The sequence below is a fragment of the Herbiconiux ginsengi genome, assembly GCF_900107435.1.
Taxonomy (GTDB): Bacteria; Actinomycetota; Actinomycetes; order Actinomycetales; family Microbacteriaceae; genus Herbiconiux; species Herbiconiux ginsengi.
Genome location: NZ_FNPZ01000003.1, coordinates 34,447 through 57,668, shown reverse-complemented (window position 1 = coordinate 57,668; position 23,222 = coordinate 34,447). Strand labels below are relative to the sequence as shown.

The following is a 23,222-nucleotide window of genomic DNA, read 5'->3' as shown; positions in this document are numbered from 1 at the left end:
CTCGGCGTGAGTGGATCGGACTCGGTGCCGAACCGGATCGCCCGGCACCGAGTCCTGTCTGATCGAGTGGGGTCAGGCGCCCTTGGCGGCGATGACCTTGGCGACCTCGTCGGGCGTCGTGGCCGGGGTGGGCACGATCGATCCGTCGGCGATGCCTGCCTTGGCGGTGTCGATCGCGGTCTGCATCTCCGGGGTCAACTGGTCGGTCTCCTGCAACGAGAGCCCGCCGTTCTCCGTGGTCAGCTCGTAGCCCGCCTCACCGAAGGTGCCTGCTTCGACGTCCTTGATCGCCTGCACATAGGTGGGGCCGTAGTTCCAGAGCACCGAGGTGAGAAGCACGCTCGGGTCGCTTAGGCCCGAGGTGACGTCGCCGATGTCGGCGATGTACTTCACACCGGGTGCGGCCTCGACGGCCTGCAGGTAGCCGTGCGTGGCACCGTCGCCCATGCCGAAGATGACGTCGGCGCCCGAGGCGATGAGCTGCTCGGTCGCGGTCTTGCCGCCCGCGGCATCCGCGTAGGCAGCCGGGCCGACCGAGGTGTAGAGCACGGTGATCGACGGGTCGACGCTGTAGACGCCCTCCGCGAATCCGGCCGACATCTTGAACCAGTTGAGGTCGTCGGCCGACACCACGATGCCGATCGTCTTGCTCTTCGTCGTCATCGCCGCGGCGATGCCGGCGAGGTAGCCGCCCTCCTGCGCCTGGGTCTTGGTGACCGCGATCTTGCCGGGGATGTTCTCTCCGGCGTCCTGGATGAGGATGGGCACGTTCTTCGCGTCGGCCACGCTGGTGGCGGCCACGCCGTAGCCCGATGCGTGAGCGATGATGAACTGCGCCCCGCCGTCGGCGACCTGGCCGAGCACGGTCTCGGTGTTGTCCCAGCCGGCATCCGGAACGAGGGTGACCTCGATGCCGAGCTCGGTGGCCGCCTGGTCGGCGCCCAAGAGACCGGCCTGGTTCCAGCCGAAGTCCGACTCGTTCTCGGGTGCGACGAGAGCGAACTTGCTGACGGTGGTTCCGGCCGACGTGGTCGCGCCACCGGTGGATTCGTCTCCGCCGCGACCGCCGGAGCACGCTGCGAGACTGACTGCTAGAGCGCCCGTGGTCGCCAGCACGGCGACCCGGGTGATAACGCGGCGCTGGTTGCCGCGGCTGCTGAATGTGAACATTGCCGAAGATTTCCTCTCGAGTAAGGGCCCCCGAACTTCGTTGTTATCAATTCGGTACGTTCTTCTCACAATGTGCGGGGGTAGCGATACAGTATGAGAAGAACGAAGGCAGCGTCAACGACGAATCTGCAGGTTTTACACTCCGGAAACACGGGCCCCCGACGATGAGGGAAAAGGAGACCCCAATGCCCCGACGCGCATATTTCCCTCTCGTCGCTCTCACCCTGGCCGTCGCGCTCAGCGGATGCGCGGGGGCCGCTCCCCTCTCGCAGAAGGATGCCGCCGCCCTCACCACCCTCGCGGCGGTGGCCGGCCCCACCTCGAACGTGCCCGCCGACGCCATCACGTCCACGGAGTGCTGGCTGCCCTCCGACCACCTGGTCGACGATCCGTCGGTCGCCGACACCGTGTGGAAGGTGCTGTGCCGCGTGCACTACACCGACGACAGCGGCGACCGCTATCAAGACGCGACCTGCATCGGCGACTTCGCGAAAGACCCGCAGCTCGACCACTGCTACCGGTGGGCGCACTACGACTTCGCACCGACCTTCCCCGACTTCCCCGCGGTCACGGCCGGCTGAGCGTGTTACCGATGGGTAAACTCCGGGCGAGCCTCTTGACAGTGAGAAATTGCTTCTCATAACGTGATCGTTAATTGGCGCCATATGAGAAACCATGGAATGAGGCCACGATGACGGACCCCAAGGTCTACCTGCTCGATGGCGGAACGCTCGTCATCGACGAATCCGACGTGCACTGGCACATCAACGCGGGCAACCCGGTGCGGTTCCCGGTGTACAGCGTGCTGATCGAGCATCCCGACGCCCTGATCCTCTACGACACCGGCTTCGACCTCGACCACGTCAACAAGGTGCTGCCCTTCGAGCTGCCCGAGCAGACCGCGGAGCAGACCATCCCGGCCCAGCTCGCCCGCTGCGGTTTCACGCCCGACGACGTCGACATCGTGGTGAACTCGCACTTCCACTTCGATCACGTGGGCGGCAACAAGCACCTCACCAAGGCCACCACCCTCGTGCACAAGGAGGAGTTGCGGCACGCGAAAGTGCCGGAGCCCTTCGAGCGCCTCGGCTACTCCGACCTCACCTTCGACCACCCGGGCGTGACCTACAAGCCCATCTCCGGCGACTACGAAGTGGCGCCGGGTGTCTGGCTGTTCGAGACGCCGGGCCACACCATCGGCCACTACTCGCTGCTGGTGGAGCTGGAGAACGAGAAGAGCATGCTCTTCTGCGGCGACGCCGGATACACCCGCACCACCCTCGAGAAGGAGTGGATCGCGGGCTTCCACCTCGACCCCACCAAGTCGGTCGAGGCGATCCGCCGCCTCAACTACCTCGCGCGCACGAAGAACGCCGACGTCTACCCGTCGCACGAACTCGAGTCGTTCCAGGAGTGGAAGCTCGCCCCGGAGTACTACGGCGGCAATTGACCGCCCGTCACGACATCACCCGATCAGAGAGAAGAAATCGAACCATGGCTGAGACAGAACAGCGCGTCGCCCTCGTCACCGGAGCCGCCCAGGGCATCGGTGCCGCCATCGCCGAAGAGCTGGCGGAGGAGGGTCTGAAAGTCGTCGTCACCGACGTGAACGGCGAGGGTGCGGCGAAGGTCGCCGAGCGGATCGGCGGCGTGGCGAAGACGCTCGACGTGTCGAGCCCCGAGCAGGTCGCGGCCGTGGTGGGCGAGATCGTCGACGAGCTGGGGCGCATCGACGTTCTGGTGAACAACGCCGCGCTGGTTCCCCTCACTCCGTGGGCCGACATCACCTTCGAGGAATGGCGCAAGGTCATGTCGGTGAACCTCGACGGCCTCTACCTCGTCACCCACGCCGTCACCCCCGTGATGGGCAAGGCCGGTTACGGCCGCATCGTGAACATCGCCTCGAACACCTTCGTGGCCGGCACGCCCGACTGCGCCCACTACGTGGCCACCAAGGGTGCGTCGATCGGTCTCGTGCGCGCTCTCGCCGGCGAGCTCGGCAGGCTCGGCATCACGATCAACGCGGTCGCCCCCGGCATCATCGCGAGTGAAGGCGTGCTCGCGGGCCCCCACCAGGCCGGGTTCGAATTCGTCGTGCCGATGCAGGCCTTCGACCGTCGCGGTCTGCCGAAAGACGTCGCCCCCGCCGTCGCATTCCTCGCCTCGGAGAAGGCGGGCTGGATCACCGGGCAGACGCTCGTGGTCGACGCCGGGCACACCCGCAACTGACCGTGGCGCTCTCCGACGTCCTGATCATCGGGGCGGGCTCCGCCGGCAGCGTGCTCGCGAACCGGCTCAGCGCCGATCCCTCGCGACGGGTGACGGTGCTGGAGGCCGGTGAGCGCGTCACCGACCCCGAGATGCGCCGGCCAGAACTCTGGCCGTTCATCCACGGCCGCTCCTACGACTGGGCCTACCGCACCACGCCGCAGCCCGGTCTCGCGGGGCGCAGCCTCGACTGGGCGCGGGGCAAGGGCCCGGGCGGCTCGAGCCTGGTGCATGCCATGGCGCACATGCGCGGCTGCCGGGCCGACTTCGACCGCTGGGTCGAGGCGACCGGCGACCCGCGCTGGTCGTGGGAGGGCCTGCTGCCGTTCTTCCGCGCTTCCGAGACCTTCTCCGGCGGAGCGGATGCGGTGCACGGCGGTGACGGACCTCTCCCCGTGCTGCTCCCCGGGCCCGACCTCTCCAGCCCGCTGGTGCTCGACTACCTCGACGCCTGGACGGCGCTCGGCGTTCCGCGCATCCCCGATCACAACGGCGGCGAGATGCTCGGTGCCACCCCCAACTCGCTCACCATCCGCGAGGGGCAGCGGGTCACCGTCTCCGACGTCTACCTCGATCCGGTGCTCGAGCGACCGAACCTCACCCTGCTCACGGGGGTCACCGTGCACCGCCTGGTGATCGCCGGCGGACGGGTGACCGGCGTCGCCATCACGCGCGACGGGGTCGACGAGATCATCGAGGCGGGCGACGTCATCCTCGCGGGTGGCTCGATCGGCGATCCGCTGCTGCTCATGCGCTCGGGCGTCGGCGACCCCGAGGTGCTCACTGCCGCGGGGGTCTCCCCCGTGCTGTCGTCTCCCGGCCTCGGCCGCAATCTGCACGACCACCTGCTGGGCGCCGGCAACCTCTACCGTTCGAGCCGGCCGGTGCCGCCGACCCGACTGCAGCTGTCGGAATCGATGACGTATCTCTCGCTCGAGAGCCTCTCCGCGACATCCGGAGCGGCCGACATCGTGGTGGGCTGCGTCGTGGCGCCGAGCGTCTCCGAGTCGTTCCCCGACGCCGCCGCGGCCGTGCCACCCGGCGACGGCTACACGCTGCTCTTCGGGGTCACGAACCCCACCAGCCGTGGTTCCCTCCGCATCACCGGCCCGGATGTCGCCGACGAGCCCCTGATCGACCCGAACTACCTCGACACCGAGCACGATCGCGCCACGTTCCGGGCGGCGCTCGCGCACGCCCGCCTGGTGGGCGGATCGGCGGGGCTGACCGCCTGGCGCGAGGAGGAGATCCTCCCCGCCCGCTGGCTGGCCGGCGTCGGCTCCGATGCCGATGACGCCGCGGTGCTCGACGCCTTCATCGCCCGGGCCGCGATCACCCACCACCACCCGGTCGGCACCCTCGCCATGGGCGCCGACGACACGGCGCCGGTCACGCCCGCCTTGCGCTTCCGCGGTCTCGACAACCTCCACGTCGCCGACGCCTCCGTCATCCCGTCGATCACGGCCGGCCCCGTGCACGCCGCGGTGCTCGCGATCGCCGAGTCCTTCGCGGCCCACTTCGACGCCTGACGTCCCGCCCGCCGCATCGACCCGTCACTTCTCGTCGCTCAGAGGGCGTGTTTCCGACGAGAAGTGACGGGTCGAGAGGGCGGTCAGGCGTGGGCACCGAGGAAGAGGCGCTGGGCCGTGCCGTTCATGACCTCGGCGAGGTCGGCGGGCTCCAGGCCCGCGAGCTGCACCTTGAGCTGCTCGACCTTGGGCTCGTGCCACGGACCGTCGGAGCCGTACAGCACCCGGTCCGCCCCCACCTTCCGCACGGCCTCGAGGATCTTGATGCTCATCGGCATCCCGCTCGTCTCCAGCCACACGTTCGGATGCCGCGACGCGACCCCGATCGACGCGTCGATGTAGATCACGTTGCCGTGCCCCATGTGCCCGAGGATGATCTTCGCCTCTTCGTAGCGCGCGATCAGCTCCTCGATGCTCCACGGCAGCGAGAAGATCGGATGCCCGCAGTGGATGAGCGCCGGCAGGTCGCGTTCGATCAACAGCTCGATGATCGGCCAGACGAGCGGGTCGTCGGGGTGGAAGCCGTCCATCAGGGGATGCAGCTTCACGCCGCGGAACTTCGGGTCGTCGAGGAAGTCCCGGAGCTCCGCGACCACGTCGGGGTTCTTCGGATTCGCCCAGTACAGCCCGTAGGCACCGGGGATGTCCTGGATCACCCGCTGCACCATCGCGTTGTCCTGGTGGAACACCATCGCGCTGTCGATGTCGTTCTTCGCCAGGTACTCCGCGAGGCCGTCTTCGTCGAGGCTGACCCCGAAGGTCGGGAAGTCCCCCACGTGCATGTGGGCGTCGGTGATGGGCATGATCCGGTGTCAGTCGTTGCTGAACGTGCCGACGTACCGGGCGGTCTCGAGCACGTCGCCCGCGTAGGTCGCGAGGAACTCCTCGCGCGCAGGGGTGCCCTCGACGGAGGTGCCGAGCGCGTACACGTGGAAGAAGTAGTGGTGCACGCCGTGGCCGGCCGGCGGCTGCGGGCCGTACCAGACGCTCTGGCCGGCTCCCATCGGGGCCACCTTCACGCCGTCGGCCGCGAGATCGAGGGTCGTGGCGTCGGCGGGGATGCCGTAGACCACCCAGTGCGTGAAACCGTTCGGCAGGGGCGCATCCGGGTCGTTCACGATGAGCGCCAGCTCGACCGTGCCCTCGGGAGCGCCGGCGAACTCGACGACGGGCGTCTCGTTGCCGCCGTCGGCACTGAGGCGATCGGGGATGCGGCCGAGGTTCTCGAAATCGGGGCTCGAGACGGCGAGCTTGTCGAACAGGGGCATGGTGTTCCTTTCGGTCAGTTCCCGAGCACGCGATCGAGCTCGGCGACGATGAGGTCGGGGAATTCTTCGGGGATGTAGTGGTCGGCCTCGTCCACCACCACCCAGCGGTCCGCGGGCCGGTCGGCCATCGCGGCGCTCCAGGCGGCTTCGCTCAGGATCGTACTCCCGGCGCCTCGGAGGTGGGTCATGGGCGAACGAACGGCCCGGAACTCGGCGTCCCACGGCGTGCGGAAGCCTTCGATCAGCTGACGCATCGCCTCCGGGTCGGCGTACGGCGCCCAGGTGCCGTCGTCCTGCTGCCGGTAGCCCCACCGCGCCCGCCTTTCGACGGCGCCGGGCAGGATGCGCGGGTACCGGTCGCGCAGATACGCCTCGATCTCCGCCTGATCGGCGAAGGCGCGGAAGCCACCCGCCACACGCACCGCCAACTCGTCGAGAACGGATGCCTCGACGTACGGCGTGTAGTCGACCACGACGACACCCGACACCCGGTCAGGATGCCGCGCCGCCGCGAGCCACGCGTTGCGGCCGCCGAGCGAGTGGCCGGCGACGACCGCGCGCTCGAGGCCGAGTGCGTCGAGCACGGTCACGACGTCGTCAGCGAAATCCGGTCCGGTGTACCCGGTCGCCGGCTTGTCGCTGCGCCCGTGTCCGCGCTGATCTAGAGCGACCACGGTGGCGCGGCCCGCGAGCGCATCGCCCACCGGCTCCCACACCGCGTGGTTGGCCGAGGTGCCGTGCAGCAGCACGACCGCGGGCCCCGAGCCGCGCATCCGGAACGCGATGTCGACATCGGCGCCCCGGGTGCGCAACAGGCCGTCGTCGATCGGCTCGACGGAGACGGCCGGCGGCATCAGACGTTCGGGATGGACGAGAGCGTCTTCCGCGCCGCGATGAGGCCCGTGACGATCTCCTTGCGCTTGGCGTCGACGTCGCCCTCGCCGTACTCGTACATGCCGCCGTTCGACTTGAAGCCGAGCTTGCCCTCGGCGATCTTGTCCTTGATGAACTGGGGGGTGTCGGTGCTCACATCGAGATCTTTGTTGAGGTAGCTCGAAACGGCCTGATAGATGTCGAGACCGGCCATGTCGAGCAGGCGGGTCGGGCCGATCACCGAGAGCTTGTAGCCGATCCCCCACTTGACGCAGGCATCGAGGCCTTCCGGGGTGACGATGCCCTCTTCGAGGAGGGCCATGCACTCGCGGAGGATCGCGTAGAGCACGCGGTTCTCCACGAATCCGGGGATCTCCTTCTCGAGCACGGGAACGTAGTTGAACGCCTTCACGATGTCGACGAGTTGCCCCACGAGCGCCTCGTCGGTGGCCTGGCCGGGGATGATCTCGATCATCGGGATGAGGTGCGGCGGGTTCGACCAGTGCATGCCGATGAGGCGGCCGGGCACCCGCAGGCTCTCGGCCATGGTGGTGATCGGGATGCCCGAGGTGTTGGTGGCGATGATGACCTCGTCGCCGATGCGGGCCTCGAGGTCGGCGAAGACCTTCTGCTTGAGCTCCAGCTTCTCGGGCACGGCCTCGATGATCAGCTCGGTGCCCTCCAGTGCGGCATCCAGGTCGGTGCCGAACGACACCGATCCGCCGGGCGCCGAGGGGGAGTCGACGGCGGCGAGCACTCCCTGCACGACGCCGTAGGCGGCCTCGGCGCGGGCGATCGCGTCTTCGGAGATGTCGTACAGGCGCACCGTCGCGCCGGCACGAGCGAGGGTGGCGGCGATGCCCGGGCCCATGGTGCCCGATCCGATGACGGTGGCGATGCTGGGAAGACTGCTCATCTCAATACTCTTTCTCGCGTGATGGGTGGGGCGGAACGGATGGCTCGGAGCGGGCCGGTTCAGATGCCGGGCGGCAATGCGATCGGCGAGATGCCGATGCCGTAGACACCCTCGACGCGCTCGAGGCGCCGGTTGAAGAAGGTCCAGAAGTTGTGCTGGGCCTTGGCGGGGTAGATGCGGTCGAATTTCTCCTTGGTCTCCTCCGCATCCGGTTCGATCGGCACGAATCCGGATGCCTTGAGGTCGACCTGGAACCGGGCCGCCTTCTCGAGGAAGATACCGGTGAGGGTCACTTCGGCGACCGTGCTGCCCACGAAGGCGATGCCGTGGTTGGCCAGCAGGATCGCCTGCGCGTTGCCGAGCGCCTTCGCCGCCGAGACGCCGAGGGGAACCGTGGTGATGATGTGGCTGGTCTCGGCGAAGCGGGGCACGCCTTCGTAGGCGAACCACACGCCGTGGTTGTTGTAGGGCTTCAGGGTCTCTTCCGACGCCCCGAGCACGGTCGAGTAGTGCGCGTGCGAATGGCCCACGAAATTTACGTCGGGCCGGGCCTTCATGATCTCCGCGTGCAGCGGCCACTCGAGGTGGCGGAGTCCCGTGCCCTCGAGCACCGTTCCGTCGAAGTCGATGAGGATGAAGTCGTCGCCCTCGACCTCGCTCAGAGCGAGGTTGCCGCGCTTCAGCCACAACCCGCGCCCGAACGGGTCGCGATAGGAGAGGTGGCCCATCGACATATCGCCGTGGCCCTCCAGCTCCAGGATGCGGTGGGCGCGGGCGACGTCGGCGAGCACGCTCGCGATGGACTGGTCTTCGTAGTACTGCGTGTGCTCGTAGGTCACGCTGGCTCCTCGGTTTCGGGCGGTCAGTTCTTGCGGGCGACGACGTCGGCGACGGTCATGCCGCCCACGCGGGCGTTGACGCGGCCACCGGTGGCCACGGCCGCGATGATGACGAGCTCGTCGGGTCGCGGGGCATCCGGGATCGTGATGGTGATCGCGTCATAGTGCGACCGTACGTACACTTCGTCCTTGTACGCCAGTGGGATGTCGATGGTCGCGCCCGCAGCCGCGGATTTCGTGGCCGAAGAGATCCAGGCCTCTCCCCCGCCGATGGCGTCGCGGAGGGCGTTGCCGAAGACGGTGGTGACGCAGGCCACCACGTGCTCCTGCTCGCCGTTCAGCCCGGCGAGGCCGCCCTTGCCGTAGCTCTCGGCGGGCCGGCCGCCGAGCAGCGCCACCGCGCGGCGCCCGAGTTCGGTGCCGAGGCTCGCGCTCGGATCGGTGAGGGGCGACAGATCGTCGACCCACTGCCCGGCGAAGGGATTCGCGATCACCACGGCCACCGCCGCCTTGATCAACGGCTGCTCGGGAGCGGGTCCGAGGTCGTGGACGGTCTCCTGAACGAAGGAGTGCCAGGCCCGGACGTCGTAGTACGGATCGATGGTCATGCTGCGTGCACCTCGTGTCGGTTGGGATCGGTGGGGTTGTAGAGAGCGGCTTCGACGCTGTCGCCGGTGAACTGGCTGCCCTTGGCCATCTCGCGGGTGTCGGCGTACCACTGCGACTTGTCCTGGGTGCGGTCGGTGATCGGACGCTCGAGGCGTTCCCACTCCTTCAGCGCCTCGGGCAGTTCTCCGTCGGCGGCGGCCGTGGCGGCGACCGCCAGCGTCCAGGCGTTCTGCATCGCGCATCCGGCGCCCTGGGCCAGTGCCGGGCACATCGCGTGCGCCGCGTCGCCGATCAGGGCGACCTTGCCGTCGGTCCAGTAGTCGAGGCGTGTGGTCTGGTAGCCGTAGTACTTGCCGGGGGTCTCGGCGGCGACTTCGAGCACGGGGGCCAGTTGCGGGAAGATCGAGGTCCAGAGGTCGAGATCGATCGGCACGCGCGATCCGTCGGCGTCGGCGGCCGGCGACATCAGGGCGATGTAGAGCTCCTCGTCGTTGGCCGGGGTGTAGAGCACGCGCAGCACCCGGGGGTCGAGGTTCCAGAAGTCGATGACGTTGTCCCACTCGGTGTCGGGCTCGAGCGCCTGCAACTCGGCCTTGCGGCGGGGAACGAGGAAGCGGGTGATGCCGTCGCGCGAGCGTTCTCGCTTCAGGGGCACGCCGAGCGAGTCGCGCACGGCCGAGCCCACGCCGTCGGCGCCGATGACGAGGTCGGCTTCGGCCGTCTCGCCGCTGGCGAAGGAGATGTGCCCGTCGGCGGTGGCCGACACCACCTCGGAGCCGGCGACCACCTCGACGCCCGCCTCGCGTGCGGCGAGGAGCAGCGTCTCGTAGAGGTGCGGTCGGGTCAACGTGCGCCAGCGGATGCCGTCGAGCGTCTCCTGGGACTGGATCACGTTGTTCATGCGCGTCTCGTAGGCCGGCGGAGTCATCGATTCGGACATCAGGTCGTGGATGGCGCCGATCTTGTCGAGCACCTGGAGGCTGTTGTTCCAGAGCACGATGCCCGCGCCCTCGGTGCGGAGCTCCGGGGCCCGCTCGTGCACGCGCACGCTCCAGCCCATGCGGGCCAGTGCTGCGGCGGCGGTGAGTCCGGCGAAACCCCCGCCGGAGATCTCGGCATGGCGTCGGCTCTCGGCCATCTGTGGTTCCCCTCGCTCGGTGGCTCATGTCGAGCCGGTGGATTCTCAAATTCTTACATTCTGAGGACCCGTTATCGCAATAGTAGAGATTCTGGCATCGTGCTCCGGACGCGCGCAAGAGAGACGCCCCGGATCGCGGAACGTTTTACACGGCCGTAACACCCGTTCGGGGCGGCCCGGTGACCGGCATCCGTCGTCGGCGCCGCTACCCTGGAGTCGATGACAATCACCGCTTCCGCCGATGGCTCCGCGCTCGGCAACCCCGGACCTGCCGGCTGGGCCTGGTACATCGACGACGACACCTGGGCTGCCGGCGGCTGGCCGCACGGCACCAACAACATGGGTGAGTTGAAGGCGGTGCTCGAGCTGTTCCGGGCCACCGCGCACGTCGACGACGATCTGCACGTGCTCTGCGACAGCCAATACGTGATCAACACGGTGACCAAGTGGATGCCGGGCTGGAAGCGCAAGGGCTGGCGCAAGGGCGACGGCAAGCCGGTGATGAACCTCGATCTGATCAAGGAGATCGACGAGGCCGTGGCCGGTAGGCGCTACACCTTCGAGTGGGTCAAGGGCCACGTCGGCCACGAGCTGAACGAGGCGGCGGACACCCGAGCGCGTGGCGCCGCGGAGGCGTTCGCGCGGGGTCGCACGCCCGACACGGGGCCCGGCTTCCCGGGTGGACCGGCGCCTCTGGTCGAGCCCGCGCCGGTGGCGCGCGCCGACGACACCCTCTTCTGAATCGGGCGCGTCTGCCTACTGGTATGCCCGGGGCGGTATCCCGCCGGCCCGTCAGACCGTGGCGAGGAAGATGAACTGCCCCACGAGGATCACCAGCACCGCGGCGCCGATGACGATCCCGAGGAGCGGGATGCGACTCGCGGCGCGTCGCCCGACGATGCCGAGGATCAGCGCCACGACGGCCGGGATCACGTTGAGCACCGATGCGATCAGCGAGAACGCGAAGTACCAGCCGAACTCCTCGGTGTCGTTGTGACCGACGGTGAGGAAGAGCAGCACGAGGGTGACGACGAGCCCGACGGCGGCGAGAGCCGCGAACACGATCGTCGCGATCGCGAGCCCCTTCGAGAGAACGGGCGGGGTGGGTGTGATGGTCGACATGGTCTTGACCCTAGGGTGTGGGTGCTGGGAGCGGCAGCCCTCGTTCGGGGCGTCAGGTGCGCGCTTCGTGGCGTTTCGGCTTGAGCCGGGCGGGCGCATCCGTCGCCGCCGGGAACTCGCAGGTGAACTCGCCTTCGTAACCGAAGAGGAAGCCGAAGACCCGGTTACGCACCTCCAGCGCGATCCGGTAGACCCCGGCCTGCTCGTCGAACGATTCGCGGAGTTCGGCAGTTCCGCTGAGGAGCATCGGGAACCGGAAGCCCAGTGCGCCCTCGTAGAAGCGTTGCGCGCCTGAACGGAGCAGGAGCGCGCCTTCGTCGTCGACGTCGAGATCGAGATCCACCGCGAGGTGCTGGTGGGTGCCGAGGTAGTCGATGACGCGGCCGTGGTCGAGGATCATCGTCGCGTCGAACCGGCTGGGCCGCGCCCGTGACCGCACCGCGTACTCGCGCACGAAGGTCACCGTCTCGCGGCCGAACGGGTCGCGGTAGGGAAAGTTCTCGATCACGACAGGTACTCCCGTGCCGGTGTCGGCGACCAGGATGTTGCGGAGCCGCCCGATCTGGAGGAACGGCACCGTCCACCACGGTCCGCGGCGGATGTGGGCCATCGTGCCGGCGCCGACGCATCCGTAGCCCGCGTCGACACCCACACCGAAGCGCCGTTGCGACATCGGGTGCAGGTGCTGGAACTTCTCGCCGAGCGCGGCCACGAAGATCGATGTCACGGCGCTTCGAGCCGGGCCAGCGCGTCGGGCGCATCCGCGAGGGCGCCGACCGTGCCGGCCGCGCGGGCCGCACGAGCCCGTCGGCACCGGGCAGCGCGCGGCCTGCCGCGTCGCCAGACGGCGAATACCGTCCAGGGTGACCAGCGCTCGGGTTCGATGCCCGTCTCGGCCCAGATGCGCAGGCGATCGAAGCTCCAGGCCGTCATCCAACCGATCAGCCGACGCAGCAGCAGGCGGTCGGCCAGCGTCCCCCAGCCGGGTCGGTAGTCATAGCCGGTGGCGAACAGCGTGCCGCGTGCCGCGTGCCGTCGGCGTGTAGCACCAGTAGCCTCGTCCGTCGCGCAGAGGAGACAGGCGGTCGTCGGTGGTGAAGCGCAACGCCGAAGTGCGCTCGGACGTGCGGGACTCCCGCTCACCCAGCGCGATCCCGGTGCCGACGATGGTGTGGAACGGCACCCTTCGCTCGTAGCGGAAGCGGTAGGGCTCGCCTTCGACCCGTGTCTCCAGCGGAGTGATGCAGGAGAAGCGCAGGTCCCAGCGGGTGTGCGCTTCGGGGCTCTGGCTCAGTTCCCACACGCGGTCCGGTGATGCTGCGATCTCGATTTCGACGTAGATCCCGTGTGCCCCCACAGTGCCAGCCTGTCAGGCGACGGCCGGCTCGCGAAACGCGTCGACATGATTGTGCCCACGTCCACGCCTCGACCCGTAGGCTGCACGACCGGGACGTCCTCGCCCCAGACCTCGTGCTGCACGGCGGGCTTCCCCTGCTCGAACCGCCACGTACGTCCGCGCTGAGCGGTTCACGGCGGCGGACGCGCCGCTTGCCCGACATTGCGTCGGCGCAGGGAGCGCACGGCTCCGGGGCGCGGGCCGTCACGGACTCGCTTGCGGGTGATCACGGGGGCACACGGATTCGCGGTGAGGGCGCGGCGCTTTGTGGCTCGGGTCGGCGCTGCGCGCGACGTCGGGCCGGCCGCCTCGGGTTTACGGGGGTGGTGGGTCGGGGGTGGTCGTGTAGGTGGCGCCGCGGGGGCTGGTCCAGGTGAGGCGTCTCGTGCCGTCTCGGTCTTGGGTGACTTTCCAGTTGCCTTCGTGTTTGAGGTGGTGGTGGCGGGGGCAGAGATGGGCGAGGTTGTCGGGGGTGGTGGTTCCGCCGTCGGCCCAGGCCGTGGTGTGGTCGAGTTCGCAGCGGTTGGCGCGGCGGCCACATCCCGGGAATCGGCAGGTCTCGTCGAGCATGGTCAGGGCGGTGCGCAGGATGGGTGAGGGGGTGTACCGGTCGCGGCCTGACGGAGCGGTCGGAGCCGCCCGCGCCACGATGGTGGTTTCGCCGGTTTCGCCGGTTTCGGTGTCGGTGATTGTGGCGGGGGTGTTGAGCGTGGTGGCTGGGCTGATCGGGCCCGTGGGCGTGGCGCCGGCGGCTTGGGGTGGGACGGGTCCGGCGGTGGGGCGGTGCCGGTGGCGGGTGATGGTGGTGGGGGTGCCGGTTTCGGGGTGGAGGAGGGCGCGGAGGAAGGTGGGGGCGGTCGCCGCGATGGCACGGGTGGTGGCGGGGTCGATGGGTCCGTAGCCGTGGAGCGTGCCGGGGGAGTCGGAGACTCCGGCGATGGTGGTGGCGGGCGCGGTGATGAGGATGGTGGGGGTGATGCGGGGTCGGTCGCGGCGGCCGAGGATGAGGTCGGTGAGGGCGTCGCAACGTCGCTGCGCGTGGGTGCGTGCAGCCTCGGCCATGCCCGGTTCGGTGGCGGTGGCCGTGGCGGTGGCGGTGGAGGTGTTGGTGGTTGTGGTGCCCGTGGTGGGGGAAGTGTCGCCGGTTCTCCTGGTGGGCTCCGTTGCTGTGGTGGTGCGGTCGGCTCGGGCGATCCGGTCGATGAGGTCGTCGATCGCGATGGCGTCGATCACGGGGAGGTGGTGGTAGATCGTGGCCATCCCGTCCGGTTCGGGGTGGAACGCGACATATCGTTCGGTGCGGGCGGCTTTCGTGCGGGTCGTGAGGGAGTCGGGGTGGGCGGTTTCGCGGTGGCGGCGGGCCCGGTCGGCGAACAGGTGCGGTGGGAGGGCTGCGGCGTGCGGGAGGACTTCGCGTTCGAACGGGCCACGGGCCGGCTCGGGGAGGGTGCGGGCGTGGGCGACCATCGCTTGGGCGTGCCGGTAGGAGATCCGGCCGGTCTCCAGGGCGGTGAGGGTTGCGGGGAGGTGGTCGACGAGGTTCTCGCTGTCATCGATCAGCAGGGTGACCGCGCGCTCGGAGCGGTGGGTGGCGCAGGCGATCTCGGTGGCGAGCTTCCGCCGCGCCCATTCCCGACCCGTCGCTGTGCCCGCAGACCCGTCCAGGCGCGCCATCCGGTCGGACAGGGCGGCTGCTTCGGCGAGCAGGCGGGCGCGGCGCGCGTCGGACGCGGCGACCACCGTGTCTTCCGCCGTGATCCCGCGCACCACGTGATCGAAGCGGGCACCCAGTTCGCCCAGACTGCACGCATCGCGGGCGGCGGCGGAGCGACTGGACCCGGCGCGGTCGCGCGCATCCGACACCGGGGCGGGTGCCGGGGTGAAGACGACGATCGACTGATTCATGAGAATAAGTCAATCACGAGCTACCGACATTGAGGTCGACGACCCGGGCGCCACGTCGGGCACTCTCGCGAAGGGCACCGAACCACGGAACGCAGGCGAGCGGAGTGCACCACGGATCGACCCGGCGCCCGCCATCGGCGGCACCCGCGGCGCGACGGCATCCGCGGCGCGACGGATATCGTGTGGGCGTGGAACTCCGATTCCGCGGCGAGGCGCGGACTCTCGCCCTTCCACTTCGTGCCGTGCCGGCCGCCGAGAGCGAACTCATCGCCCAGCTGGCGCCGGCGGTCAGCTACGGGTGGGGCATGATCCCGGCCACCGTCCGTGTCGGCGACACGACGCTGCCCACATCGCGCTGGCCGAAAGACGGCGCCTACATCGTGCCGCTCAAGACGGCGCTCCGAGAGCACGAAGGCGTCGAGGAGGGCGACGCGGTCGAGATCGCACTGCTCGTCGGAGGCGCGTGAACGGATGTCGGTGGCTCGGCGCATGATGGCCACGTCGGGTCGCACGACCCGCCGGAAAGGACCACCGTGGAGTTCGCATCCATCCGCATCGTCACCGACGACGTCGACCGCCTGGCCCGCTTCTACGAGCTCGTCACCGGCACGGTCGCTGCGCGACCAGCACCGGTGTTCGCCGAGATCAGAACCGCCGGAGGGGGAGCGGCTCTCGCGATCGGCAGCACGGCCACCGTCGCGATGCTGGGAGATCGCGCCCCGCGGCCCGGCAGCAACGACTCCGTGATCATCGAGCTCCAGGTCGATGACGTGGATGCCGAGTTCGCACGTCTTCGCGACGCGCTCGACGACGTGGTGCTGGAGCCCAGCACCATGCCCTGGGGCAATCGCTCGACACTGTTCCGCGATCCCGACGGCAACCTGGTCAACCTGTTCTCGCGCCCGGCAGGCTGAGCGCGCTCAGGCCCCGGCACCGCCGTCCACCGGCACGATCGCGCCCGTGACGTACGATGCCCGATCGCTGAGCAGCCACGCGGCCACCTCGGCCACCTCGCGGGGTTGAGCCATCCGCCCGAGCGGGATGGTCGCCGACATCCGCTCGATCACGCCGGGGGTCGCCTTCTCCCACGCGTCGATCATCTCCGTCGCCGTGCCGCCGGGCGTGATGCCGTTCACCCGGATGCCGTCGGGTGCCCAGCTGACAGCCGCGGTCTCGGTGATGCTGTTCAGCGCCCGCTTCATCGCAGCGTAGGCAGGGAGGGCGGGATTCGCGCGACGGCTGCCGATGCTCGAGGTGTTGACGATCGCGCCGCCGCCGGTTCGTTGCATGAGCGCGGCCTCGGCTGTCATGGCGGTCCAATGAGCGCGGAAGTTCACGGCGAACTGGGCGTCGATGTCGTCGTCGCTCGTCGCGTCCAACCGGCCCGGCTGCTGGATCGCGGCGCCGTTGTTGAACGCGCCGTCGAGGCGGCCGTGCATCTCATCGACGCGATCGACGGCGGCGCGGATGCTCGACGGATCGGCGAGGTCGAGGGTGACGGCGTCGGCGACGCCGCCCTCGCCGCGGATCTCGGTGACGATCCGCTCGAGGGCATCCGCGCCTCGGGCGGCCAGCACGACGGAGGCGCCCTCCCGGGCGAAGAGGCGGGCTGCAGCCTCGCCGATGCCGCGGCTGGCGCCGGTGATGAACACGACCTTGCCCGTGAGCAGGCCGATCGGGGTCGATTCGGGGACGATGGTGTTTGTCATGCCGCCAGTGTCGACCGGATGCGGCATCCGGATGCAGGCACTGGCAGTACTACGATCGGCGATCGGCGAGCGCGCACACTGAAGACATGGACAAGCAGGACCTCGGAGCGTTTCTCCGCACCCGCCGTGAGCGGCTGCGCCCGGAGGACGTCGGTCTCGCGTCGGGCCCGCGACGAAGGACACCGGGGCTCCGCCGCGAGGAGATCGCGGTGCTCGCCCACATCTCCACCGAGTACTACGTGCGGCTCGAGCAGGGCCGGGCGCCGCGACCGTCGGGCGAGGTGCTGGCGGGCATCGCGGCCGGTCTCCGCCTGACCGACGCGGAGTCGGAGCACCTGCACCTCCTCGCCGGGACGGCATCCGTTCGGGCGGGACTCCACCGTCGGGACGTGCGCCCGAGCATCCTGACGCTCCTCGAGCGATTGCCGCAGACGGCGGGGTTCGTGACGTCGGCGGCGTTCGAGGTGCTCGCCTGGAACGATCTCGCCGCGGCTTTGATGGAGGACTTCGGAGCGCTCGCGCCCGCCGACCGTGACCTCGCCCGAAAGGCCTTCCTCGTGCCGGAGGCCGAGCGACGAGGCGTACCGCTCTACGGCATCTCCGACGGCGCCGAATTCCGGCAGACCGTCGTGATGCGGCTTCGCACGACGGTCGCGTGCTATCCCTCCGATCCCGCGGTGATCGGACTCATCGAGGAACTGCGCTCCGGCAGCGCCGAGTTCGCCCGCCTCTGGGAGCGGCACGACGTGCAGACCGTGCCGATGCTCACGAAGACCTTCCGGCATCCTGTGGTCGGAGACGTCACGGTCAACTGCGACTCCTTGGCGCTCACCGGTCGCGATCAGCACCTCGTGCTCTACTCCGCGCCGCAGGGTTCGCGCGACGCGGAGGCGCTGGCGCTGCTGAACGTGCTCGGAACCGAGACGATCGACGCCGGCGCCAGGCGCTGAGCGCGCGCAGCGCGGGGACGCGCGGGGCAGTGGAGTCGGGGCGGGCGTCGCGTCGGTACCGCAGGGCTCAGGCGGGCTGCCAGAGCTCGATGCGGTTGCCTTCCGGATCGGTCACCCACCCGAACCGGCCGACCCCGTCCATCTCCTGCGTCTCCTCCGCGACGTCGGCACCGGCCTCCCGCAGCTGGGCACGCATCGCGTCGAGATCGCGCACCCGGAAGTTGAGCATGACCTGCTGGTCGCGCCGCCCGAAGTAATCGGTGTCGGTGTCGAAGGCGGCGAACACCGTCGGCCCGGCCTCCTGCTGCCACAGCCCCATCTCGTCGGCGTCGAGTCCGAGACTCTCGCGATACCACGCGCTCAACGCCTCCGGGTCGCGGGCCCGCAAGAAATGTCCACCGATTCCGACCACACGTTCCATGCCTGCAAGGATGCCACAACCCCCGGGCGGCCACCAGATGAACTGAGAGATGATCAGTGTTCGGCGAGAAGACCGAGGTCGCGGAGGCTCTCCGCGGTCTCGACGATGGTGTCGTCGACGGGCCGCGGCCGGAATCCGAGCTCGCGCTTCGCCCGGTCGTTGTGGATGACGAGCGGTGCGGGGTCGTCGCCGGGCACCTCGACCGTCGGCACCCGGGAGGCGAGCGCCCCCACGCGCTCCCGCAGCACGGTCGCCACACCGAGGAAGCTGGTGGTGGGGCCATCGGCGAGGGCGAGGTAGCGCTTGCCCGCGGCACCCGGAGTCGTCATCGCGGCGATGTGCAGCGCGGCGACGTCGCGCACGTCGGCGATGCCGAAGAGCTGGCGCGGGGTGGCGGTCATGGTGCCGTCGAGCATGGCCGTGAAGACCTGCAACGACGAGCGGGCGGCGGTGGTGAGCGTGGGGCCGGCGATCCAGGTGGGGTTGATCGCCACGAGTTCCATGCCACCGCCCTCGTGCGACAGGAAGTCCCAGGCCGCGCGCTCGGCGACCGCCTTGGAGAGCGGATAGGCCGGCAGGCCGGGTGTGTCCGGGTCGGTCCAGTCGCTCTCGTCGTAGTCGCGCACGGGTTTCGGCGAGTACCCGACCGCCGCGAACGACGACGTGAGCACGACTCGGGGCACGGCTGCGTCGCGTGCGGCGCGCAGCACCCGCAGTGTTCCGTCTCGCGCCGGGATCACGACATCGTCGGGCTCCGTGCCGAGGATCATCGGCGAGGCCACGTGGTAGACACCGTCGGTACCGGCCGCGGCGGCGGCCCATCCTTCGTCGTCGAGGAGGCTGGTGGTCACGAGCTCGAGACCGCTGTCGTCGGCTCCGCCGCGGCGGATGGCGGTGCGCACGTCGGACTCGCTGTCGAGCGACCGCACCGTGCCGCGCACCGCGGTTCCCGAGCGCAGCAGATCGGCGATGAGACGGGTGGCGAGATATCCGGATGCGCCGGTGACGAGAACGGTCATCGCAGGGCCTCCTGCAGCCGCGGCACGATCGCGTTCACGCGGATGCTCGCCTCCGCCTCTTCGGCTGCATCACCGCGTTCCCGTGCATCCCACAGCTCGGACTTGGCGTGGAGGTACTCGAGGTGCACATACAGCGTCTCGATCTCCCGCTCGACCCGCTCGGCGTGCCGGCGCAGCAGATCGCGCTGTTCGCCCGCGGCCGCACGGCCCCGCGCCCGATTCGCCTGGTAGGTGCGCATGTCGTCGATCCCGACGCCCATCGACCGCAGGCAGGCGAGCGCCTGCACGGTGTCGAGGTCGTTGTCCCCGTACCGGCGGTGCCGGCTGCTGGGGTCGCGGGCGATCGGGCCGATGAGCCCGACCTCTTCGTAGTAGCGCAACGTGGGCTCGCTGAGCCCGCTCCGTCGCGACACGTCGTGGATGGTCAATGCCGTCATACCGGCATCCCAACACACTTCAAGCGCTTGAAGTCAAGCGGCCCCTCGAACTCCGCTTCGCACCGACTTCGCCCGCAACCGTCGAGTCGTGCGTTGCTGGCCGCTGCGCCTTTCGCCCTGTCGCCCGACGGGGCCGCCGTCGATCAGAGCGACGCCACGTCGATGAGCACCTTGCCGACGACCGAGTGCTCGACCGCATCATGGGCCGCCGCCGTCTCCTCGAGCGGGAAGCGCGTCAGCGGGAGACCCGCGTCGGCACCGACCGGCAGCGCGCCGTCGGCCAGGGCGGCCGTGAGGTCCTCCGCCGCCGCGGACAGCGCATCCGGACCCATCGTGTAGAGCAGCAGGAACTGGTAGCGCACGTTGAGAGCGAAGTGCGTGCGCACGTCGAGCGACATCGTCGAGCCGCCGTCGGTGGCGTAGACCGCGACCGTGCCGTGATTCGCGAGCACGGCCGCGTTGAGCTCCGCATTGCGGGCGGGGGAGACCTCGACCACGAGGTCGACCCCCTCCGGCGCGGCCGAGCGGATGCGCGCGGCCGCATCCTCGGTGCGGTAGTCCACGATCACATCAGCGCCGGCGGATGCCGCGAGAGCAGCCTTCGCGGGCGACGAGACGGTGGTGATGACGGTCGCCCCGGCCCAGTGGGCGAGCTGGATCGCGGCATGACCCACCGCTCCCGCGCCGCCGGCCACGAGCACCGTCCGGCCGGACAACGCGCCCGGGGCCAGGCGCGACGGCCCGCCGTCGTGCACGGTCAGCGCGCGGTGCGCGGTCATCGCCGGCACACCGAGCGACGCACCCACGTCGAATGAAACGCCGTCAGGCAGCTTCACCACTCGCGACGCCGGAACCACCGTGTACTCCTGGGCGGTGCCGCTCGGCCGCTGATACGCCGCGAGGAAGAGCCACACCCGGTCGCCGGGCACCACGGTGGTGACGCCAGGCCCGACCGCGTCGACCACACCGGCGCCGTCCTGGTTCGGCGACTGCCCCTCGACCGCGCCGCCCGCCCCACTCCCGGCGCGGTTCTTCCAGTCGGTCGGGTTCACCGCCGACACGGCGACCCGCACGCGCACCTCACCGGCGGCGGGTTCGGGAATCGGACGCTCCTCGAGCCGCATGACATCGGACGGGCCGTTGGAGGTGTAGACGATCGCTCTCATAGTTCCATCCAACTCCCGTAGCCCCCGTGCGCATTCCGTTCGCGCGGACGATCCGGCTCAGCAGTCCGTATCGGTCACCGCGACCGAGGGGCTCAGAAGCGTATAGCCCTTGTCGGCGAAGCGCCGCTCGGCCCGGCTGTCGTTGGTCGAACGGATGCCGGTCCAGCGGCCCGGGGGCGTTTGACGGTCGCCCCGGGCTGACCGATCGGCCGCCCGGGGTCTTCGACCTCCGAGCGCCCTCGACACCTGTCGTTTTCTCGACGTACACGCTCCGGACTTCGGTGCTTCCTACACTCGCGCCATGTCTCGCCTTTCTCGACCGCGGCTGCTCTCCGTCCTGCTATCCGCTGCGATCGTGACATCCCTGATCGTCATGCTGCCGATCGGGTCCGGCGTGAGATCCGCCGATGCCGCGTCTTTCGCTCCGATCGCGGGAACAGGTTCGACCTGGGCCCAGAGGGCTCTGGACGAGTGGCGCAGGCAAGTCGCCACGGACTACGGCATGACGGTCGCCTATTCGGGCATCGGATCGTCGGGCGGTCGCCAGGATTTCCTCCACGGAACGGTCGATTTCGCCGTCTCCGAGCTGCCGTTCCAAGCGGCTCCCGAAGACGGTTCGGCGCCCGAGGTGCCGACACAGGGATACAGCTACCTCCCGTTCGCGGCCGGCGCGACAAGCCTCGCGTATAACCTCATCGGCACCGACGGCGCACGGATCACGAATCTGCGACTCTCGGCCGCGACGACGGCGGGCATCTTCACCGGCAGCATCCGATCGTGGACCGACCCGGCCATCGCGGCCGAGAACCCCGGTACTCGGCTTCCGGCCAAGCCGATCGTTCCGGTGGTGCGCGCTGACGGCAGCGGATCGACCTGGCAGTTCACGAGCTGGCTCAAAGACCGGCAGCCGGCCCAGTGGAACACGATGTGCGCCGAGGCCGAGTGCCCGGCCACCAGCCAGTTCCCGGCGTTGCCGAACATGAAGGCGCAGAACGGCTCGCTCGGCGTGATGGGCTACGTGTCGCAGGGCTACGGCGAGGGAGGAATCACCTACGTCGAGAACTCGTACGCGAAGAACTCCGGCTTTCCGGTGGCGAAACTCCTCAACGCGGGTGGCTACTACGTCCCGCCGACGAACGACGCCGTCTCGATCGCCCTCCTCGGTGCGAGCGCCGAGACGGATCCCGCGTCTCCGGAATTCGCGCAACTCCGGTTGCGTGGCGTCTACGAGAACCCCGACCGGCGTGCCTACCCGCTGTCCTCCGCGACCTACCTCATCGTGCCGACCGAAGAGGGTGGCATCTTCACGGCGGCGAAGGGGCATACGCTGGGCGCTTTCGCCCAGCACTCCGTCTGTGCCGGCCAGCGCCGCATCGCCGACCTCGGCTACGCCCCGCTGCCTCTGAACCTCGTTCAGCAGTCGCTTTCGCAGGCGTCCCGGATTCCCGGTGCGAGCGAGGCGATGCTCGACGGATGCGACAACCCGACCTTCGTGAACGGCGACACCGTGACGGATTCGCTGCTCACGAGGACCGCTCCGATGCCACCCTCCAGTGACAGCGCCGTCGCGGTGCCGCCGTCCACGGAGCGCGTGAGCGGAGCCGACCGTTACGAGGCCGCGGTGAATGTCTCGAAGGCGGCGTTCCCGACGACCGCGCCCGTCGTCTACGTCGTCACGGGCGCGAACTACCCCGATGCGCTCTCGGCCGGTCCGGCTGCCGCTCACGAGGGCGGACCCTTGCTTCTCACCGAGAAGGACGCGCTGCTCCCCGTCGTCGTCGCGGAGATCACGCGTCTGAAGCCGGCGAAGATCGTGGTGGTGGGCGGGGTGAACTCCGTCTCCGAGCTCGTGCTCGGCCGACTGCGCTCGTTGCAGCGCAACGTCGTCAGAATCGGTGGAGCCGATCGCTATGAAGCGTCGCGCAACCTCGCGAGCTACGCCTTCGGCGACGGGGGTGCTGCCGTGACGTATGTGGCGACCGGCACCGACTTCCCCGACGCCCTCTCGGCAGGAGCGGCTGCAGCCTCCCGGGGCGGGCCGGTGGTGCTGGTCGACGGCTCGGCAGGATCGGTCGACGTCGCCACGGGCGTTCTGCTCGATTCCTTGGCGGTGCAGGAGATCGTCATCGCCGGAGGGCCGGCATCCGTCAGTGCGGGTATGGCGGCCTCGCTCAGCACGATCGCGCACACGGCACGGCAGGGTGGCGCCGACCGATTCGAGGCGTCGGCGAACATCAACGCAGACGCGTTTCCCTCGGCGGAGCGTGCCTTCTTGGCCACCGGCCTGAAGTTCCCCGATGCCCTGGCGGGTTCGGCCTGGGCAGGATCGTCATCGGCACCGCTCTACGTCGCCAGACCGGACTGCGTTCCACGAGCCGTGCTCGACGCGATGAGAATTCAGCGGATCGAGCGGATCACCCTCATCGGGGGCCCGGCGTCACTCTCCCCGAGCGTCGCGTCGCTCACACCCTGCTGAGGGCGATGCGG

The 23,222-nt window shown here is 69.4% G+C and carries 27 protein-coding genes; 9 read left to right on the top strand and 18 right to left on the bottom strand.

Annotated elements, in window-relative coordinates; all coding sequences use genetic code 11:
* Positions 1 to 72: 72 nt before the first annotated feature.
* Positions 73 to 1,170 (bottom strand): putative B6 ABC transporter substrate-binding protein, encoded by a 1,098-nt coding sequence (locus tag BLW00_RS13080; protein ID WP_092554887.1) that lies wholly within the window; start codon positions 1,168 to 1,170, stop codon positions 73 to 75.
* 185 nt (positions 1,171 to 1,355) lie between these two features.
* Between BLW00_RS13080 and BLW00_RS13075 the strand changes: the two genes are divergently transcribed.
* The 4 genes from BLW00_RS13075 (at position 1,356) to BLW00_RS13060 (ending at position 4,967) form a co-directional block, all read left to right on the top strand.
* Positions 1,356 to 1,751, top strand: a complete 396-nt coding sequence (locus BLW00_RS13075) for a hypothetical protein (RefSeq protein ID WP_092554885.1) — start codon at positions 1,356 to 1,358, stop codon at positions 1,749 to 1,751.
* A gap of 110 nt (positions 1,752 to 1,861) precedes the next feature.
* Positions 1,862 to 2,620 (top strand): 4-pyridoxolactonase, encoded by a 759-nt coding sequence (gene pldA / locus BLW00_RS13070; RefSeq protein WP_092554883.1) that lies wholly within the window; start codon positions 1,862 to 1,864, stop codon positions 2,618 to 2,620.
* Between the two features lie 44 nt (positions 2,621 to 2,664).
* Positions 2,665 to 3,399 carry a pyridoxal 4-dehydrogenase, SDR-type gene (gene pldH / locus BLW00_RS13065; RefSeq protein WP_092554881.1) on the top strand — a complete coding sequence of 245 codons (735 nt, stop codon included), beginning with the start codon at positions 2,665 to 2,667 and terminating at the stop codon, positions 3,397 to 3,399.
* Between the two features lie 2 nt (positions 3,400 to 3,401).
* Positions 3,402 to 4,967: a GMC family oxidoreductase gene (locus BLW00_RS13060; protein ID WP_092554879.1), complete on the top strand. Its 1,566-nt coding sequence runs from the start codon at positions 3,402 to 3,404 to the stop codon at positions 4,965 to 4,967.
* A gap of 83 nt (positions 4,968 to 5,050) precedes the next feature.
* On the opposite strand, the gene BLW00_RS13055 is transcribed toward BLW00_RS13060, so the two are convergent.
* From BLW00_RS13055 to BLW00_RS13025, 7 genes are read right to left on the bottom strand one after another with little or no spacing between them, the layout of a single operon-like run.
* Positions 5,051 to 5,770: an amidohydrolase family protein gene (locus BLW00_RS13055; protein WP_092554877.1), complete on the bottom strand. Its 720-nt coding sequence runs from the start codon at positions 5,768 to 5,770 to the stop codon at positions 5,051 to 5,053.
* A gap of 9 nt (positions 5,771 to 5,779) precedes the next feature.
* Positions 5,780 to 6,235, bottom strand: coding sequence for a YbhB/YbcL family Raf kinase inhibitor-like protein (locus BLW00_RS13050; RefSeq protein WP_092554875.1), 456 nt, complete (start codon positions 6,233 to 6,235; stop codon positions 5,780 to 5,782).
* 14 nt (positions 6,236 to 6,249) lie between these two features.
* A complete protein-coding gene (locus tag BLW00_RS13045; protein ID WP_092554873.1) occupies positions 6,250 to 7,089 on the bottom strand; it encodes an alpha/beta fold hydrolase in 840 nt (279 codons plus the stop codon).
* The gene (locus BLW00_RS13040) at positions 7,089 to 8,024 is read right to left on the bottom strand and encodes a 3-hydroxyacyl-CoA dehydrogenase NAD-binding domain-containing protein (RefSeq protein ID WP_092554871.1); all 936 of its coding nucleotides are present in this window, start codon (positions 8,022 to 8,024) and stop codon (positions 7,089 to 7,091) included. Before BLW00_RS13040 ends, BLW00_RS13045 begins: the two co-directional genes overlap by 1 nt.
* A gap of 59 nt (positions 8,025 to 8,083) precedes the next feature.
* Positions 8,084 to 8,863 carry a class II aldolase/adducin family protein gene (locus tag BLW00_RS13035; protein ID WP_092554869.1) on the bottom strand — a complete coding sequence of 260 codons (780 nt, stop codon included), beginning with the start codon at positions 8,861 to 8,863 and terminating at the stop codon, positions 8,084 to 8,086.
* Positions 8,864 to 8,886: 23 nt separating this feature from the next.
* Complete coding sequence (locus tag BLW00_RS13030; protein WP_092554867.1) at positions 8,887 to 9,471, bottom strand: amino acid synthesis family protein; 585 nt, start codon at positions 9,469 to 9,471, stop codon at positions 8,887 to 8,889.
* Positions 9,468 to 10,610: an FAD-dependent oxidoreductase gene (locus BLW00_RS13025; protein WP_217634377.1), complete on the bottom strand. Its 1,143-nt coding sequence runs from the start codon at positions 10,608 to 10,610 to the stop codon at positions 9,468 to 9,470. The genes BLW00_RS13030 and BLW00_RS13025 overlap by 4 nt, the downstream gene beginning before the upstream one ends.
* A 219-nt stretch (positions 10,611 to 10,829) precedes the next feature.
* On the opposite strand from BLW00_RS13025, the gene BLW00_RS13020 reads away from it, so the two are divergent.
* On the top strand, positions 10,830 to 11,351 hold the full coding sequence (locus tag BLW00_RS13020; protein ID WP_092554865.1) for a ribonuclease H family protein: 522 nt from the start codon (positions 10,830 to 10,832) through the stop codon (positions 11,349 to 11,351).
* Between the two features lie 51 nt (positions 11,352 to 11,402).
* Here BLW00_RS13020 and BLW00_RS13015 read toward each other — a convergent pair whose 3' ends face one another.
* From BLW00_RS13015 to BLW00_RS12995, 5 genes are all read right to left on the bottom strand, one after another.
* Positions 11,403 to 11,732 (bottom strand): hypothetical protein, encoded by a 330-nt coding sequence (locus BLW00_RS13015; protein WP_092554863.1) that lies wholly within the window; start codon positions 11,730 to 11,732, stop codon positions 11,403 to 11,405.
* Between the two features lie 52 nt (positions 11,733 to 11,784).
* The gene (locus BLW00_RS13010) at positions 11,785 to 12,459 is read right to left on the bottom strand and encodes a DUF4166 domain-containing protein (RefSeq protein ID WP_092554861.1); all 675 of its coding nucleotides are present in this window, start codon (positions 12,457 to 12,459) and stop codon (positions 11,785 to 11,787) included.
* Positions 12,456 to 12,665, bottom strand: coding sequence for a hypothetical protein (locus tag BLW00_RS13005; RefSeq protein WP_092554859.1), 210 nt, complete (start codon positions 12,663 to 12,665; stop codon positions 12,456 to 12,458). Before BLW00_RS13005 ends, BLW00_RS13010 begins: the two co-directional genes overlap by 4 nt.
* Positions 12,666 to 12,726: 61 nt before the next feature.
* The gene (locus BLW00_RS13000; RefSeq protein WP_092554857.1) at positions 12,727 to 13,089 is read right to left on the bottom strand and encodes an SRPBCC family protein; all 363 of its coding nucleotides are present in this window, start codon (positions 13,087 to 13,089) and stop codon (positions 12,727 to 12,729) included.
* A gap of 354 nt (positions 13,090 to 13,443) precedes the next feature.
* Positions 13,444 to 15,033, bottom strand: a complete 1,590-nt coding sequence (locus BLW00_RS12995) for an HNH endonuclease signature motif containing protein (protein WP_092554855.1) — start codon at positions 15,031 to 15,033, stop codon at positions 13,444 to 13,446.
* Between the two features lie 188 nt (positions 15,034 to 15,221).
* Between BLW00_RS12995 and BLW00_RS12990 the strand changes: the two genes are divergently transcribed.
* Both BLW00_RS12990 and BLW00_RS12985 read left to right on the top strand, forming a co-directional pair.
* Positions 15,222 to 15,500 carry a DUF1905 domain-containing protein gene (locus BLW00_RS12990; protein WP_245741574.1) on the top strand — a complete coding sequence of 93 codons (279 nt, stop codon included), beginning with the start codon at positions 15,222 to 15,224 and terminating at the stop codon, positions 15,498 to 15,500.
* 66 nt (positions 15,501 to 15,566) lie between these two features.
* Positions 15,567 to 15,947, top strand: a complete 381-nt coding sequence (locus BLW00_RS12985; RefSeq protein WP_092554853.1) for a VOC family protein — start codon at positions 15,567 to 15,569, stop codon at positions 15,945 to 15,947.
* A 6-nt stretch (positions 15,948 to 15,953) separates the two neighbouring features.
* Here the strand turns inward: BLW00_RS12985 and BLW00_RS12980 are convergent, their stop codons facing one another.
* Entirely contained in the window at positions 15,954 to 16,742 is a 789-nt protein-coding gene (locus tag BLW00_RS12980; protein WP_092556063.1) for an SDR family NAD(P)-dependent oxidoreductase, read from the bottom strand.
* A gap of 86 nt (positions 16,743 to 16,828) precedes the next feature.
* Here BLW00_RS12980 and BLW00_RS12975 point away from each other — a divergent pair, with 86 nt between their 5' ends.
* Positions 16,829 to 17,692 (top strand): helix-turn-helix transcriptional regulator, encoded by an 864-nt coding sequence (locus BLW00_RS12975; protein ID WP_092554851.1) that lies wholly within the window; start codon positions 16,829 to 16,831, stop codon positions 17,690 to 17,692.
* 67 nt (positions 17,693 to 17,759) lie between these two features.
* Here BLW00_RS12975 and BLW00_RS12970 read toward each other — a convergent pair whose 3' ends face one another.
* The 4 genes from BLW00_RS12970 to BLW00_RS12955 all read right to left on the bottom strand — a co-directional run bounded on the left by BLW00_RS12970 (position 17,760) and on the right by BLW00_RS12955 (position 20,735).
* Positions 17,760 to 18,113 (bottom strand): VOC family protein, encoded by a 354-nt coding sequence (locus BLW00_RS12970; protein WP_092554849.1) that lies wholly within the window; start codon positions 18,111 to 18,113, stop codon positions 17,760 to 17,762.
* Between the two features lie 53 nt (positions 18,114 to 18,166).
* Positions 18,167 to 19,132, bottom strand: a complete 966-nt coding sequence (locus tag BLW00_RS12965) for an NAD-dependent epimerase/dehydratase family protein (RefSeq protein ID WP_092554847.1) — start codon at positions 19,130 to 19,132, stop codon at positions 18,167 to 18,169.
* Positions 19,129 to 19,569 carry a MerR family transcriptional regulator gene (locus BLW00_RS12960; protein WP_092554845.1) on the bottom strand — a complete coding sequence of 147 codons (441 nt, stop codon included), beginning with the start codon at positions 19,567 to 19,569 and terminating at the stop codon, positions 19,129 to 19,131. Before BLW00_RS12960 ends, BLW00_RS12965 begins: the two co-directional genes overlap by 4 nt.
* A gap of 143 nt (positions 19,570 to 19,712) precedes the next feature.
* Positions 19,713 to 20,735 carry an NADPH:quinone reductase gene (locus BLW00_RS12955; protein ID WP_092554843.1) on the bottom strand — a complete coding sequence of 341 codons (1,023 nt, stop codon included), beginning with the start codon at positions 20,733 to 20,735 and terminating at the stop codon, positions 19,713 to 19,715.
* Positions 20,736 to 21,036: 301 nt separating this feature from the next.
* Between BLW00_RS12955 and BLW00_RS12950 the strand changes: the two genes are divergently transcribed.
* On the top strand, positions 21,037 to 23,211 hold the full coding sequence (locus BLW00_RS12950; RefSeq protein WP_092554841.1) for a cell wall-binding repeat-containing protein: 2,175 nt from the start codon (positions 21,037 to 21,039) through the stop codon (positions 23,209 to 23,211).
* Positions 23,212 to 23,222: the final 11 nt, after the last annotated feature.

What these genes read in the sequence shown, in the direction of transcription:
- pldA (WP_092554883.1), top strand. Translation starts at nt 1,862, where the DNA reads ATGACGGACCCCAAGGTCTACCTGCTCGATGGCGGAACGCTCGTCATC.
- BLW00_RS13045 (WP_092554873.1), bottom strand. Translation starts at nt 7,089, where the DNA reads ATGCCGCCGGCCGTCTCCGTCGAGCCGATCGACGACGGCCTGTTGCGC.
- BLW00_RS12960 (WP_092554845.1), bottom strand. Translation starts at nt 19,569, where the DNA reads ATGACGGCATTGACCATCCACGACGTGTCGCGACGGAGCGGGCTCAGC.
- BLW00_RS13050 (WP_092554875.1), bottom strand. Translation starts at nt 6,235, where the DNA reads ATGCCCCTGTTCGACAAGCTCGCCGTCTCGAGCCCCGATTTCGAGAAC.
- BLW00_RS13020 (WP_092554865.1), top strand. Translation starts at nt 10,830, where the DNA reads ATGACAATCACCGCTTCCGCCGATGGCTCCGCGCTCGGCAACCCCGGA.
- BLW00_RS12965 (WP_092554847.1), bottom strand. Translation starts at nt 19,132, where the DNA reads ATGACCGTTCTCGTCACCGGCGCATCCGGATATCTCGCCACCCGTCTC.
- BLW00_RS12970 (WP_092554849.1), bottom strand. Translation starts at nt 18,113, where the DNA reads ATGGAACGTGTGGTCGGAATCGGTGGACATTTCTTGCGGGCCCGCGAC.
- BLW00_RS13075 (WP_092554885.1), top strand. Translation starts at nt 1,356, where the DNA reads ATGCCCCGACGCGCATATTTCCCTCTCGTCGCTCTCACCCTGGCCGTC.
- BLW00_RS13015 (WP_092554863.1), bottom strand. Translation starts at nt 11,732, where the DNA reads ATGTCGACCATCACACCCACCCCGCCCGTTCTCTCGAAGGGGCTCGCG.
- BLW00_RS12995 (WP_092554855.1), bottom strand. Translation starts at nt 15,033, where the DNA reads ATGAATCAGTCGATCGTCGTCTTCACCCCGGCACCCGCCCCGGTGTCG.
- BLW00_RS12980 (WP_092556063.1), bottom strand. Translation starts at nt 16,742, where the DNA reads ATGACAAACACCATCGTCCCCGAATCGACCCCGATCGGCCTGCTCACG.
- BLW00_RS12955 (WP_092554843.1), bottom strand. Translation starts at nt 20,735, where the DNA reads ATGAGAGCGATCGTCTACACCTCCAACGGCCCGTCCGATGTCATGCGG.
- BLW00_RS13080 (WP_092554887.1), bottom strand. Translation starts at nt 1,170, where the DNA reads ATGTTCACATTCAGCAGCCGCGGCAACCAGCGCCGCGTTATCACCCGG.
- BLW00_RS12975 (WP_092554851.1), top strand. Translation starts at nt 16,829, where the DNA reads ATGGACAAGCAGGACCTCGGAGCGTTTCTCCGCACCCGCCGTGAGCGG.
- BLW00_RS12950 (WP_092554841.1), top strand. Translation starts at nt 21,037, where the DNA reads ATGTCTCGCCTTTCTCGACCGCGGCTGCTCTCCGTCCTGCTATCCGCT.
- BLW00_RS13005 (WP_092554859.1), bottom strand. Translation starts at nt 12,665, where the DNA reads ATGACGGCCTGGAGCTTCGATCGCCTGCGCATCTGGGCCGAGACGGGC.
- BLW00_RS13040 (WP_092554871.1), bottom strand. Translation starts at nt 8,024, where the DNA reads ATGAGCAGTCTTCCCAGCATCGCCACCGTCATCGGATCGGGCACCATG.
- BLW00_RS13025 (WP_217634377.1), bottom strand. Translation starts at nt 10,610, where the DNA reads ATGGCCGAGAGCCGACGCCATGCCGAGATCTCCGGCGGGGGTTTCGCC.
- pldH (WP_092554881.1), top strand. Translation starts at nt 2,665, where the DNA reads ATGGCTGAGACAGAACAGCGCGTCGCCCTCGTCACCGGAGCCGCCCAG.
- BLW00_RS13055 (WP_092554877.1), bottom strand. Translation starts at nt 5,770, where the DNA reads ATGCCCATCACCGACGCCCACATGCACGTGGGGGACTTCCCGACCTTC.
- BLW00_RS13030 (WP_092554867.1), bottom strand. Translation starts at nt 9,471, where the DNA reads ATGACCATCGATCCGTACTACGACGTCCGGGCCTGGCACTCCTTCGTT.